The organism is Salmonella sp. SJTUF15570, assembly GCF_043357055.1.
Classification (GTDB): Bacteria; Pseudomonadota; Gammaproteobacteria; order Enterobacterales; family Enterobacteriaceae; genus Salmonella; species Salmonella enterica.
The window spans coordinates 62,306-76,234 of sequence record NZ_JBEUKJ010000015.1; the positions used below are offsets into that span (position 1 = coordinate 62,306).

A 13,929-nucleotide genomic window follows, 5' to 3' on the forward strand; every position below is an offset into this window, starting at 1 on the left:
GTTGTCACCTGTATAACCAGTACGCAGTGCTTTCGATGTTGGCACCGCTTTGTATGTAACGTTTAAGCGCGGCGGTGTTGCCCAACTGGGTCGCCACCCGCAATGTTGCTTTGCCGCGACTCTGCGCCCAACAGATCGCCGCCTGCATAAGTTCCGCTCCCGCGCCGCGTCCGGCCAACAGACCGATGCGCGCGTCGGTATCATTCAATTCCCGCAGCGAGACGTAACCGCGGATAGCGCCTGTCTCCGTGCGAAGCACCAGGCATTGGTGATCAAATGTGCCGCGTACCGCATTCTCAATCCACTGGGCGTAAAAACGGGCGCTGGCGTCGGGCGCATACCACGGCGCGCGAAAACGACTCTGCGTAAACGCCTCTCCGGCCAACTGACGCAAAGCAGGAATGTCTTTAAGGTGTGCAATTTCCGCGCCATGCTGGTCGCGATGCCCTTTTACCGGCAACGCAAAATCCACCTCGCCTTCAACCAAAGAGAATCCCAGCGATTGCAACGCCGACAGCCAGGCGATGTTTTCAGCCGGCACTTTTACCTGCACGCGTTGCCACGCCTGCAGCGCTTCTGGCGTTAATTCGGGCGCTGAGGCATCGATACGCACAATGCCGCTATTCACGCCAAAAAACGTATTTTCCCAGAGTAACGGTTCAATACTGGCGCGGACGGGCACGGAGCAACTCCAGTAAATATTGGCCATAGCCGGTTTTTTCAAGCTGACTGGCGGCGCGTTTCAAACCATCATCATCCAGCCAGCCGTTGCGCCAGGCAATCTCCTCCAGACAGGCAATTTTGAAACCCTGGCGCTTTGATACGCCGTGCGTAATGGGATGCAACCGGGTACCGGAACCTCCCGCCAGAATGATGCCTTTCATTCGTTTCTCCTCCAGGAGTAAGAACCTGCCGTTTAGCGTTTCAGACCTAAGCGTTCGCCCTGATAACTGCCATCCTGCACGGGTTTCCACCAGGCCTCATTGGCGAGATACCACTGAACGGTTTTTCGCATCCCACTTTCGAAGGTTTCCTGCGGCGTCCAGCCCAGCTCGCGGGCGATTTTCGACGCGTCGATGGCATAGCGTAAGTCATGGCCGGGTCGATCGTCGACGAAGGTAATCAGATCGTGATAATTCGCCACACCCTGCGGTTTTTGCGGGGCCAGTTCCTCCAACAGAGCGCAGATCGTCCTGACCACATCCAGATTTTTACGTTCGTTATGACCGCCGATATTATACGTTTCGCCCACCGCACCGTTCGTCACCACGTGATACAACGCACGGGCATGATCCTCTACATACAGCCAGTCGCGAATTTGCTGACCGTTGCCATAGACCGGCAATGGTTTACCCGCCAGCGCGTTCAGAATCATCAGAGGGATCAGTTTTTCCGGGAAATGGTAGGGCCCGTAGTTATTAGAGCAGTTGGTGACAAGCGTAGGCAGACCGTAGGTACGTAACCAGGCGCGTACCAGATGGTCGCTGCTGGCTTTGGAGGCGGAATAAGGACTGCTTGGCGCATATGGCGTGGTTTCGGTGAAGAAATCGTCTGCAGTATGCAGATCGCCATACACTTCATCGGTGGAGATATGGTGGAAGCGGAACGCCGCTTTAGCATCCGCGCCAAGCGCGGACCAGTAAGCGCGAGCGGCTTCCAGCAAGGTGTAAGTACCAACGATATTCGTTTCAATAAACGCCGCCGGGCCGTCGATGGAACGGTCTACATGGCTTTCCGCCGCCAGGTGCATCACGCTAACGGGCTGATATTGCTGGAAAACTCGCTCCAGTGATGCCCGATCGCAGATATCCACCTTCTCAAAGGCGAAACGGTCGCTTTGCGCCACCGACGCCAGAGACATCAGGTTGCCCGCATAGGTGAGTTTATCCACCACCACCACCGCGTCTGCCGTTTCATGGATGATATGCCGCACCACCGCAGATCCGATAAAGCCTGCGCCGCCGGTCACCAGAATGCGTTTCATCAGCGCCAGACTCCTTTGGTATCAACCACATAACGTTGATGAACCGCATCGCCGGGAATCGCTTTAAATTCGTCGTGATCGACCAGCATCACCAGCACATCGGCGGCGGCCAGCGCCGCGTCCAGTTTCGCCAGCGTGCAAAGTCCGTCCAATTTTTTCGGCAACTGACGGATATTCGGTTCGACGACCAGGGTTTCGCCGCTGTGCCAGCGGGCGATACTTTGCGCGATCCCCATCGCCGGGCTTTCGCGCAGATCGTCGATATTCGGCTTAAAGGCCAGCCCAAAACAGGCGATTTTCACTTCGCTGGCGCGTTTATCGGTGGCCGCCAGGCAATCTGCGACCGCGGCTTTTACCTGATCGACCACCCAGTGCGGTTTGCCGTCGTTCACTTCACGCGCGGTGCGAATCAGTCTCGCCTGCTGCGGATTTTGCGCCACAATAAACCACGGATCGACCGCAATGCAGTGCCCGCCAACGCCTGGGCCCGGCTGCAAAATATTGACGCGCGGATGGCGGTTCGCCAGGCGGATCAATTCCCAGACGTTAATCCCCTGTTCGGCGCAAATCAGCGACAATTCATTCGCAAAGGCGATATTCACATCACGGAAGCTATTTTCCGTCAGCTTGCACATCTCTGCGGTGCGCGAGTTGGTGACAACGCATTCGCCCTCAAGGAAAATTTTGTACAGCGCGCTGGCGCGAGCCGAACATACTGGCGTCATACCGCCAATCACGCGGTCATTTTTAATAAGTTCCACCATCACCTGACCCGGCAGCACACGCTCCGGACAATAGGCGATATTCACGTCGGCCTGCTCGCCCGCCTGCTGGGGAAAGGTCAGATCCGGGCGCATCCCGGCCAGCCAGCCGGCCATTTGCTCCGTTGCGCCGACCGGCGATGTTGATTCCAGAATCACCAGTGCCCCTTTTTTTAATACCGGCGCAATGGATTTCGCCGCGGCTTCCACATAGGCCATGTCAGGGTCGTGATCGCCTTTGAATGGCGTCGGCACGGCAATCAGGTACGCATCGGCCTCGACAGGTGTCGTCGTCGCACGCAGAAAGCCGCCCTCCACCGCCATCTTCACCACATTGCCCAACGCCGGCTCCACGATGTGAATTTCACCGCGATTTATGGTGTCTACCGCATGTTGGTTGATATCCACGCCGATAACCTGCTTCTGGCGGGAAGCAAAAGCGGCCGCAGTCGGTAATCCGATATACCCCAGCCCAATAACAGAAATGGTCGTAAAACTCATAACGATACCCGATAACTTTTTAACGCCTGTAAAATGCGCGCGCATGATTGCCCGTCACCATAAGGATTATGGGCGCGGCTCATGGTTTGATATTCATTTTCGTCGTGCAGCAGACGCATAACTTCCGCCACAATGCGCCGGGAGTCCGTGCCGATCAGTCTTACCGTACCAGCGGTAATGGCTTCCGGACGCTCTGTGGTTTCACGCATGACCAATACCGGCTTACCTAATGACGGCGCTTCTTCCTGAATACCGCCGGAATCGGTCAGAATGAGCCAGGCGTGATTCATCAGCCAGACAAAAGGTAAGTAGTCCTGCGGCTCAATCAGTACCACGTTTTCAACATGGCCAAGGATACGGTTGACAGGTTCGCTGACGTTGGGATTGAGATGCACCGGATAGACAATTTGCACATTTTGGTTCGCGGCGGCGATTTCCGCCAGCGCCTGGCAGATATGCTCAAAGCCCTGACCAAAGCTTTCACGCCGATGACCGGTCACCAAAATCATCTTCTTATTCGCGTTGAGGAAAGGATACTGCTCGGCCAGTTCAGCCTGTAATGTATCGCTCGTCAGAACGCGATCGCGTACCCAGATCAGCGCGTCGATAACGGTATTGCCAGTGACAAAAATGCGCTCATCCGGAATGTTCTCCCGCAACAGATTCTGCCGCGAGTTTTCCGTCGGCGCAAAGTGGTACATCGCCAGATGTCCGGTCAGCGTGCGGTTTGCCTCTTCCGGCCAGGGGGAATAGAGATCGCCGGTTCGCAACCCGGCTTCTACGTGCCCTACCGGAATTCGTTGATAGAAAGCCGCCAGGCTGGTAGCAATCGTAGTGGTGGTATCTCCATGAACCAGCACCACATCAGGTTTAAAATCTGCCAGGATCGGCTTTAATCCCTCCAGAATTCGGCAGGTAATTTCCGTTAACCCCTGTCCCGGCTGCATAATGTTGAGATCGAAATCAGGCACAATAGAAAAAAGAGTTAATACCTGATCAAGCATCTCCCGATGCTGCGCAGTAACGCATACTTTGGCCTCGAAATGAGGATCTTTTTCCAGCGCATGGACCAGAGGCGCCATCTTAATGGCCTCCGGTCGTGTACCAAATACAGTCAGTACTTTCACATCGATTCTCTTCGAATAGACAGTAGGGGCCCAGCCCCCTACTGCAGAGGTGTTGCTAAATCGTGCGGCGACGGGTTAAGGCAACGCCCGCACCGATTAGCGCCCCAACGATACCCCACATAATCATCAGGAAGGCTCGGCGTGGGCTATCACGTTTTACCGGTTCTTCCGGCGTACGCAAATAACGATAGGTCTGAAAACGAGGGTCCAGGGTCGGCCCCACATTAAGCGTATTCAACATTGCCCGATTTTGAAAGTAGTCCAAATCGAACGCAGGGCCAACCGCTTGCAGATTTTCAAGACGCGCCTGCAACATAGGGCGACCGAGTAAAAAAAGCTCTGAGTCCGGTAATTCATCTGCCGGGACATCCGTCGCGCTACGAGAAATATTATGTTGTTCCGCAATTTTGAGCGCCTGCTCAATACTGTTTACACGACGCGAATAGATCGCTTTCGCAACCTCTTCCTGCCGTTTGACCTGGGCTTTCATCTGCACGGTACGCGCAGCCCAGGCACCTTTTAATTCATCATTCAGATGGCTCGCCGCCCGCTGGCTGGCGAATGCGACATACTGACGCAGCAGATTATTGGCGTCCGGCGCAGTTTCAGCAATCAGCTTCACATTGTCGTTGATGGCGCGTGTAAAATCGCCGGGCGTAAACTGTATGTTATTGATCAGTTCATCAAGCATCGCCGCATCAGCTTTGCTATTCCCGACCATTCGCTGCTTGTAATAGTCCGTCTGTAACCAGAAATCGCGACGCGTATCCCAGGAGGCAAGTTGCATGATGAACTCTTTATACGCTTCATCCATCACCGAGGGCTTATCGGAAGAAGCAGGATCGGTCTTAATATCCAGGTTGCGCAGAAACTGCTGCTGGGAGTAATAACCGCCCAACATATTTACGGTTGGGCGATCGGTGATCGCCGTCGCACTCCACTCCTGACGAGCAAAAAAGGTATAGGCTAACGCGATAAGGGCAAATAGCAGGCCAATGCCGATAATCCAGAATTTGCCAGCCCATAAAGTACGAAACAACCCGCGAATATCCAGTTCATTTTCAGCGCTCACCGCGCGTGCCCCCGGTAATGGTTGTGTCATCGTATCCTCATTTACTTGGTTAAGTTTGGCCGGTTCTCACGTTGCCTGCGCAGGCGACGCTTCACACGCTTAATAAATCTCGCCACCTTCCAGGCCCGCTTAATGCAGTAGCCATAGAGGAAGAATGCTAGCAAAAAGAGCACCAACATAACCCATTCAGGAACAAAATGAGAGTATTCTGCCGTTACGCCTACTCCCGCCAGAATCGCCGCTGCGAGCGTAATAAGAACAAATGCCTGGCGGGAAGTAAACCCTGCTCGCATAACCAAATGATGAATATGTTGGCGATCAGGGGAAAAGGGGCTCATCCCTTTACGCAGACGGCGATACATAATCGCCACCATATCCATCAATGGAATAGCGATAATCCATAGCGCGGTAACCGGGCTGATAGAGTGAGTTTTCCCCTGCGTCGTTTCCAGTAAGAGCCAGATGACGGTAAAGCCAATCAGTGTACTACCGGCATCGCCCATAAAGACTTTATAACGCCGCCCCAAAATACCGAGATTAAGCATAATGTAAGGCAGAATCGCGGCGATCATGGCAAAGCACCACATTGCCAGACTAGTCTGACCATCAAACCATAAAATCAGCCCCATCGCCGCAAATGAGACGCTGGATAACCCACCCAGCAGGCCGTCAATACCGTCAACCATATTGAAAGCGTTGATCGCCGCCCATACCGCAAACAGCGTAAGGAAATAGCCAAAGGGGCCAAGCACTAACTCCCAAGGCCCAAAGATGTAACCAAGGCTACCTAAGTGAAGTTTTGCGATAACCATCATTACAACCGCAATAACAGCCTGAACCACAGCACGGATTTTTACACTGATATCAAAACGGTCATCCATCGCACCAACAAAAACCAATACACCAGCGCAAATAAGATATAGCGATAAGTGCGGTATGTAGTAATCCGAGAGGCCAAACATAAAGCAGATTCCTGCAAACACAGAAATCCCGCCGACTAATGGGATAACACCCTGATGTCGTTTACGAAAGTTTGGTTTATCCACTAAACCAATTTTTATGGCTACTTTTCGCGCAAGAAAAATAAAAATGGTCGTGAATAAAAAAATACTGATTAGCTCAGATAAAGCGGTGAGTAACTTCACAGTGTATGTGCTCTCAGCATATATCATTTCCTTAAAGTATAATGCGTTACGCCAGCTCCTAGAAGAGACCTGTTAGAACATTACACTTTTTACCGCAAACAATGTGTATTGTGCATGGTGTTACTCTGTAGCGCATATCCCGATGACCAGTTTATATGACATGACGCTAAGATGAATCGCAAAACAAAAACGCCACGTAAAAACGTGGCGTTTTCAGGTAAAGACCAGGTTATGAGCGCTTCATCATCTCGAAAAAGTCGTCATTAGTTTTGGTCATCGCCAGTTTGTTAATGAGGAATTCCATCGCGTCAATTTCACCCATCGGATGGATGATTTTACGCAGGATCCACATTTTCTGCAGCTCTTCCTGAGTGGTGAGCAGCTCTTCTTTACGGGTACCGGAACGGTTGTAGTCGATAGCCGGGAAGACACGTTTTTCAGCGATCTTACGCGAGAGGTGCAGCTCCATGTTACCGGTGCCTTTAAACTCTTCGTAGATAACTTCGTCCATCTTGGAACCGGTATCGATTAGCGCCGTCGCGATGATAGTCAGGCTACCGCCCTCTTCCACGTTACGCGCCGCGCCGAAGAAACGCTTCGGACGATGCAGGGCGTTAGCGTCCACACCACCGGTCAATACTTTACCGGAAGCCGGCACCACGGTGTTGTAGGCACGCGCCAGACGGGTGATGGAGTCGAGCAGGATGATAACGTCTTTCTTGTGTTCAACCAGACGTTTCGCCTTCTCGATAACCATTTCGGCAACCTGAACGTGGCGGGATGCAGGTTCGTCAAAGGTAGACGCAACCACTTCGCCTTTCACCAGACGCTGCATCTCGGTTACTTCTTCCGGACGTTCGTCAATCAGCAGCACCATCAGCACGCAGTCCGGGTGGTTATACGCGATGCTCTGCGCGATGTTCTGCAGCAGCATGGTTTTACCCGCTTTCGGCGGCGCGACAATCAGACCGCGCTGGCCGCGACCGATCGGCGAAGCCAGATCCAGAACGCGCGCCGTTAAGTCTTCGGTAGAACCGTTACCACGCTCCATACGCAGACGAGAGTTTGCGTGCAGCGGGGTTAAGTTCTCAAAGAGGATTTTGTTACGGGCGTTTTCCGGTTTGTCGTAGTTAACTTCGTTAACTTTCAACAGCGCAAAATAGCGTTCACCTTCTTTCGGCGGGCGAATCTTACCAGAAATGGTATCACCAGTGCGGAGGTTGAAACGGCGGATTTGGCTGGGGGAAACGTAGATATCATCAGGACCGGCGAGGTAGGAGCTGTCTGCAGAACGAAGGAAACCAAATCCATCCTGCAATATCTCCAGCACACCGTCGCCAAAGATATCTTCGCCACTCTTTGCGTGCTGCTTCAGGATGGCAAAAATAATGTCCTGCTTGCGCATACGGGCCAGGTTTTCCAGCCCCATACTTTCGCCGAGAGTGATCAGCTCAGAAACCGGCGTATTCTTTAATTCGGTAAGATTCATAATGGTGTGAGTTCTTAAACTTGGGGTAAATCTCGAACTTAATGTTGTGAATGGTATGGCAGGGTCATCCATGCCTGTTTACGGCTATCAACTCATGTCTGTTCGCTGTCTGGTCACAGGAAAGTACGCAGAACTGAAACGACAAGACGGAATGAGCGAAGAGCCAGGAATCTTTCCACTTCTCGTGCGAGAAAAAACGGGAAGTGACGGATAAAACCAGATTCAAACTTAATAAGGTATGTTTAATTCGAAGTCAATACTAACTTAGCACGACTCAGACCGGGCGTCCAGAGATCCTGACAATTTAAGAATAACGTAAGGACAACAGACGCCACGAAACTGCCTGATACCTTAATCATTCGTCGAATGACAGACGCCTGACTATACAGCGCCTTTGTCATTCGACGTATAAAAGGTATTACGCCAGATTGGCGTCGAGAAACTCTTTCAACTGACCTTTAGACAGTGCGCCTACTTTGGTTGCCGCCACTTCGCCGTTTTTAAACAGCAGCAGAGTCGGAATACCGCGGATGCCATATTTAGGCGCAGTACCTGGGTTCTGGTCAATGTTCAGTTTGGCAACGGTCAATTTGCCCTGATATTCGTCAGCGATTTCATCCAGAATCGGAGCGATCATTTTACACGGCCCGCACCACTCTGCCCAGAAATCAACGAGGATAGCCCCGTCCGCTTTGAGTACATCCGTGTCAAAACTGTCGTCAGTCAGGTGAATAATTTTATCGCTCATATATAACTCCACAGGAATAAGCCTGGCGTGTTGGTGTAGCATTAACCAACGAGGTGCTGATGTTAACTTCGCCAACAAAGGTTGACTTTATTTCACCGGATACGCTTTCGTAAAGCAATAGTAAGCTGATATTCTACCACACTATGAGCAAAACACATTTAACAGAACAGAAGTTTTCCGACTTCGCCCTGCACCCACAGGTGGTTGAAGCCCTTGAAAAAAAAGGGTTTTATAATTGTACGCCCATTCAGGCACTGGCCCTTCCGCTAACGCTGGCGGGTCGTGACGTTGCAGGGCAGGCGCAAACCGGTACCGGGAAAACGATGGCGTTTCTGACGTCAACGTTTCATTATTTACTTTCTCATCCCGCGATCGACGATCGCAAGGTGAACCAGCCGCGCGCGCTGATCATGGCGCCGACGCGTGAATTAGCCGTACAAATTCACGCAGACGCGGAGCCGTTGGCGCAAGCGACAGGCTTAAAATTAGGCCTGGCTTACGGCGGCGATGGTTACGACAAGCAGCTTAAAGTGCTGGAAAGCGGCGTTGATATTCTTATTGGTACGACGGGCCGACTGATCGACTACGCCAAACAAAACCACATTAACCTCGGCGCCATTCAGGTCGTCGTACTCGATGAAGCCGATCGCATGTACGATTTGGGCTTTATTAAAGATATCCGCTGGCTGTTCCGTCGTATGCCGCCGGCTGCGCAGCGTCTGAACATGTTGTTCTCCGCCACCCTGTCTTATCGGGTTCGCGAGCTGGCGTTTGAACAGATGAACAACGCCGAATATGTTGAAGTGGAACCGGAGCAAAAGACCGGCCACCGCATTAAAGAAGAGCTTTTCTACCCCTCTAATGAAGAGAAAATGCGTTTACTGCAAACGCTGATCGAAGAAGAGTGGCCGGATCGCGCCATTATTTTCGCCAACACCAAGCATCGTTGCGAAGATATCTGGGGACATCTGGCGGCAGATGGCCATCGTGTTGGTCTGCTGACCGGCGACGTCGCGCAGAAAAAGCGCCTGCGGATTCTGGATGAGTTCACCCGCGGCGATCTGGATATTCTTGTGGCGACCGATGTCGCGGCGCGCGGGTTGCATATCCCCGCCGTAACGCACGTCTTTAACTACGATCTGCCAGACGATTGTGAAGACTATGTTCACCGTATCGGTCGTACCGGTCGCGCTGGCGCCAGCGGACATTCCATCAGCCTGGCTTGCGAAGAGTATGCGCTGAATCTGCCCGCCATTGAGAGCTATATCGGCCACTCGATTCCGGTCAGCAAATACAATCCGGAAGCGCTCATGAACGATCTGCCCAAGCCGTTGCGTCTGACGCGTTCGCGTCCTGGCAATGGTCCGCGCCGCGCTGGCGCTCCGCGTAATCGTCGTCGTTCAGGTTAAGAAAAGTTATGCCATACACAAAATCATTTAGCCTGTATCAAGGCGGCAAGAAAACAAATCCCGATGAGCTTAGGAAGAGTACGCAGCCAACATGGATACAGGTTGAAGGATGAAGTGTATGAATTCCACCTCGTTGTATGCCGCCATTGATCTCGGTTCCAATAGTTTTCATATGCTGGTCGTGCGCGAGGCGGCGGGAAGCATCCAGACGCTGACCCGAATAAAACGCAAGGTGCGTCTGGCCGCGGGTCTGAACAACGACAACCACCTTTCAGCCGAAGCGATGGAACGCGGCTGGCAATGCCTGCGTCTGTTTGCTGAACGTTTGCAGGATATTCCGCAGCCGCAAATCCGCGTGGTTGCCACCGCAACATTGCGTCTCGCCGTCAATGCGGGTGAATTTATCGCGAAAGCGCAGACTATCCTTGGTTGTCCGGTGCAGGTTATCAGCGGCGAAGAAGAGGCGCGGCTGATTTATCAGGGGGTTGCTCATACCACCGGCGGCGCAGATCAGCGACTGGTGGTGGATATCGGCGGCGCCAGCACTGAACTGGTTACCGGCACTGGCGCGCAAACCACGTCGCTGTTTAGCCTGTCGATGGGCTGCGTAACGTGGCTTGAACGCTATTTTAGCGATCGTAATCTGGCGCAAGAAAACTTTGATGATGCGGAGAAGGCCGCGCGCGATGTACTGCGTCCGGTCGCCGATGAACTGCGTTTTCATGGCTGGAAGGTCTGCGTGGGTGCCTCCGGCACCGTACAGGCATTGCAGGAAATCATGATGGCGCAGGGGATGGACGAGCGCATTACGCTCGCCAAACTGCAGCAGCTAAAACAACGCGCGATACAGTGCGGGCGTCTGGAAGAGCTGGAAATCGAAGGCCTGACGCTGGAGCGCGCGCTGGTTTTCCCAAGCGGGCTGGCTATTCTGATCGCGATATTTACCGAGCTGAACATCCAGAGCATGACGCTGGCAGGCGGCGCGTTACGCGAAGGGCTGGTGTATGGGATGTTGCATCTGGCGGTAGATCAGGATATCCGCAGCCGCACGCTGCGAAACATTCAGCGTCGGTTTATCGTCGATACCGATCAGGCGAATCGCGTGGCGAAGCTGGCAGACAACTTCCTCAAACAGGTAGAAAATGCCTGGCATATTGAGCCTATCAGTCGTGAACTGTTGCTTAGCGCTTGCCAGTTGCATGAGATCGGTCTGAGCGTTGATTTTAAACAGGCGCCCTATCATGCCGCCTATTTAGTACGCCATTTGGATCTGCCTGGCTATACGCCCGCGCAGAAAAAATTGCTCGCCACCCTCTTACTGAATCAGACCAATCCGGTCGATCTCTCTTCGCTTCATCAGCAAAACGCGGTACCGCCCCGTGTTGCGGAACAGCTATGCCGTTTGCTGCGACTGGCGATTCTCTTTGCCGGTCGCCGTCGTGACGATCTGGTACCAGAAATTACGCTACAGGCGCTAAATGAAAATCTGACGTTAACCTTGCCTGGCGACTGGCTGGCACATCACCCGCTGGGTAAAGAGTTGATTGATCAGGAAAGCCAGTGGCAAAGCTATGTACACTGGCCGCTGGACGTTCGCTAACCGTAGTCTGATTGCCGGATGACGCTTCGCTTATCCGGCCTACGATTTCGCTCGCTTTGCCGCCATCATGGCTTTCAGATTAGCCAGGTGACTTTGCCCTTTTTGCATCCGCTCCTCAGCGCTTACCACTTTGCGCTCCTGCTCCCAGATTAAATCATCCTGCGGCAGTTCTAACAGGAAGCGACTGGGTTCCGGGCGCACCAGTTCCCCATACTGACGGCGCTCTTTACATAATGTAAAGGTGAGCTCTTTCTGCGCGCGAGTGATCCCGACATAGGCCAGCCGACGCTCTTCCTCAATATTATCTTCGTCAATGCTGCTTTGATGCGGCAAAAATCCTTCTTCCATTCCCACCATATAGACATACGGGAATTCCAGTCCTTTCGACGCATGAAGCGTCATCAACTGTACCTGATCCAGCTCTTCTTCGCTCTCGCCACGCTCCATCATATCGCGCAGCGTAAAGCGTGTAACCACCTGGGTGAGCGTCATCGGCTCATCGAGTTCGTTGCCTTCCAGCATCTCGGTCATCCAGCTAAAGAGCTGGTTAACGTTTTTCATACGCATTTCCGCCGCTTTGGGGCTCGGCGAGGTTTCGTACAACCAGGATTCATAGTCAATACCGTGGATGAGATCGCGCACGGCGGCGACAGGCTCGCGTTCGGCCAGACGCTGGATTTCCCCCAGCCAGTGGGTAAAACGCGTCAATGAATCGTAACCACGTCCGGTCAGCTTTTGGCTAAGTCCCATATCAAAGCTGGCGGTAAACAGGCTCTTATTACGCGTCATTGCCCATTCACCCAGCTTTTGCAGCGTGGCCGGACCGATTTCGCGTTTTGGCGTATTCACGATGCGCAGGAAAGCGCTGTCATCATCCGGGTTGGTCAACACCCGCAGGTAGGCCAGCAGGTCTTTAATCTCCAGACGGGAGAAAAATGAGGTGCCGCCGGAAATTTTGTACGGAATGCGGTTCTGCATGAGGAATTTTTCAAATACCCGCGACTGATGATTCCCGCGATACAGAATGGCGTAATCCTTGTACTGGGTCTTGTTTACAAAGTGATGGGCAATCAGTTCGCCGGTAACGCGCTCAGCTTCATGCTCTTCATTGTTTGCGCTTAACACTTTGAGTTCCGCGCCGTAACCGAGTTCGGAAAAGAGGCGCTTTTCAAAGACGTGCGGATTGTTGGCGATGAGAATATTTGCCGCTTTCAGGATGCGGCCCGAAGAACGATAGTTTTGCTCCAGCTTAATCACCTGCAGCGCCGGAAAATCCTGGCTCAGTAACACCAGGTTTTGCGGACGCGCCCCGCGCCAGGAGTAGATAGACTGATCGTCATCGCCTACGACCGTAAAGCGCGCGCGTTGCCCAACCAGCAGCTTAACCAACTCATACTGGCTGGTGTTAGTATCCTGATATTCATCCACCAGCAGATAACGAATTTTATTCTGCCAGCGCTCGCGCACCTCGTCATTGCGTTGCAGCAGCAGCGTCGGCAGCAAAATCAAATCATCAAAATCGAGAACGTTACATGCCTTCATATGGGCGTCGTAAAGCCCGTAGCAGTGGGCAAAAATACGATCGCGTTCGCCTTTCGCCCCCGCCGCTGCCTGTGCAGGCGTTTTGAGATCGTTTTTCCAGTTGGAGATCGTGGAGATCAGCTGTTGCAACAGAACCTTGTCGTCTTCGATCAGGCCTTCGGTCAGCTCTTTGAGCAAGGCGACCTGGTCGGTATCGTCAAACAATGAAAAGTTCGATTTCATCCCCAGCGCAGCGTACTCGCGCTTAATAATATCCAGCCCTAGCGTATGAAAGGTGGAGATCATCAAACCGCGCGCTTCCTTACGGCCGAGCGTCTGCCCGACGCGTTCTTTCATCTCACGCGCTGCCTTGTTGGTAAACGTCACCGCCGCAATATGCCGGGCCTGATAGCCGCATCCGCGGATCAGGTGGGCGATTTTATTGGTAATTACGCGAGTTTTACCAGAACCCGCTCCTGCCAGCACCAGGCAGGGTCCGGTGACGAATTCGACAGCGTGTTGTTGGCCGGGATTTAAACGCATGGGAATAGTGCTCAATCTTCGAACGGGGG

At 52.9% G+C, this 13,929-nt stretch carries 13 protein-coding genes; 2 read left to right on the forward strand and 11 right to left on the reverse strand.

The window, feature by feature from the left end; translation table 11 throughout:
- Positions 1-4 precede the first annotated feature (4 nt).
- The 10 genes from rffC to trxA form a co-directional block, all read right to left on the reverse strand.
- The gene (gene rffC / locus ABVN44_RS21820) at positions 5-682 is read right to left on the reverse strand and encodes a dTDP-4-amino-4,6-dideoxy-D-galactose acyltransferase (RefSeq protein ID WP_001145154.1); all 678 of its coding nucleotides are present in this window, start codon (positions 680-682) and stop codon (positions 5-7) included.
- Positions 660-974 carry a sugar phosphate nucleotidyltransferase gene (locus tag ABVN44_RS21825; protein ID WP_223156439.1) on the reverse strand — a complete coding sequence of 105 codons (315 nt, stop codon included), beginning with the start codon at positions 972-974 and terminating at the stop codon, positions 660-662. The genes rffC and ABVN44_RS21825 overlap by 23 nt, the downstream gene beginning before the upstream one ends.
- Positions 917-1,984 carry a dTDP-glucose 4,6-dehydratase gene (gene rffG, locus ABVN44_RS21830; RefSeq protein WP_023232428.1) on the reverse strand — a complete coding sequence of 356 codons (1,068 nt, stop codon included), beginning with the start codon at positions 1,982-1,984 and terminating at the stop codon, positions 917-919. The genes ABVN44_RS21825 and rffG overlap by 58 nt, the downstream gene beginning before the upstream one ends.
- Positions 1,984-3,246 carry a UDP-N-acetyl-D-mannosamine dehydrogenase gene (gene wecC / locus ABVN44_RS21835; protein ID WP_000011236.1) on the reverse strand — a complete coding sequence of 421 codons (1,263 nt, stop codon included), beginning with the start codon at positions 3,244-3,246 and terminating at the stop codon, positions 1,984-1,986. Before wecC ends, rffG begins: the two co-directional genes overlap by 1 nt.
- Positions 3,243-4,373: a non-hydrolyzing UDP-N-acetylglucosamine 2-epimerase gene (wecB, locus tag ABVN44_RS21840; protein WP_000866676.1), complete on the reverse strand. Its 1,131-nt coding sequence runs from the start codon at positions 4,371-4,373 to the stop codon at positions 3,243-3,245. Before wecB ends, wecC begins: the two co-directional genes overlap by 4 nt.
- A gap of 55 nt (positions 4,374-4,428) precedes the next feature.
- Entirely contained in the window at positions 4,429-5,475 is a 1,047-nt protein-coding gene (gene wzzE / locus ABVN44_RS21845; RefSeq protein WP_000193413.1) for an ECA polysaccharide chain length modulation protein, read from the reverse strand.
- An 11-nt stretch (positions 5,476-5,486) separates the two neighbouring features.
- Positions 5,487-6,590 carry a UDP-N-acetylglucosamine--undecaprenyl-phosphate N-acetylglucosaminephosphotransferase gene (gene wecA, locus ABVN44_RS21850; RefSeq protein WP_000771937.1) on the reverse strand — a complete coding sequence of 368 codons (1,104 nt, stop codon included), beginning with the start codon at positions 6,588-6,590 and terminating at the stop codon, positions 5,487-5,489.
- Positions 6,591-6,819: 229 nt separating this feature from the next.
- Positions 6,820-8,079 (reverse strand): transcription termination factor Rho, encoded by a 1,260-nt coding sequence (gene rho, locus ABVN44_RS21855; protein ID WP_001054532.1) that lies wholly within the window; start codon positions 8,077-8,079, stop codon positions 6,820-6,822.
- Between the two features lie 87 nt (positions 8,080-8,166).
- Positions 8,167-8,250: a rho operon leader peptide gene (locus tag ABVN44_RS21860; protein WP_134820045.1), complete on the reverse strand. Its 84-nt coding sequence runs from the start codon at positions 8,248-8,250 to the stop codon at positions 8,167-8,169.
- Positions 8,251-8,497: 247 nt separating this feature from the next.
- The gene (gene trxA / locus ABVN44_RS21865) at positions 8,498-8,827 is read right to left on the reverse strand and encodes a thioredoxin TrxA (protein WP_001280776.1); all 330 of its coding nucleotides are present in this window, start codon (positions 8,825-8,827) and stop codon (positions 8,498-8,500) included.
- A 143-nt stretch (positions 8,828-8,970) separates the two neighbouring features.
- Between trxA and rhlB the strand changes: the two genes are divergently transcribed.
- Complete coding sequence (gene rhlB, locus ABVN44_RS21870; RefSeq protein WP_000047525.1) at positions 8,971-10,236, forward strand: ATP-dependent RNA helicase RhlB; 1,266 nt, start codon at positions 8,971-8,973, stop codon at positions 10,234-10,236.
- Between the two features lie 118 nt (positions 10,237-10,354).
- The gene (gene gppA / locus ABVN44_RS21875; RefSeq protein ID WP_001089447.1) at positions 10,355-11,836 is read left to right on the forward strand and encodes a guanosine-5'-triphosphate,3'-diphosphate diphosphatase; all 1,482 of its coding nucleotides are present in this window, start codon (positions 10,355-10,357) and stop codon (positions 11,834-11,836) included.
- A gap of 39 nt (positions 11,837-11,875) precedes the next feature.
- On the opposite strand, the gene rep is transcribed toward gppA, so the two are convergent.
- Positions 11,876-13,900, reverse strand: a complete 2,025-nt coding sequence (rep, locus tag ABVN44_RS21880) for a DNA helicase Rep (protein WP_023232429.1) — start codon at positions 13,898-13,900, stop codon at positions 11,876-11,878.
- Positions 13,901-13,929 lie beyond the last annotated feature (29 nt).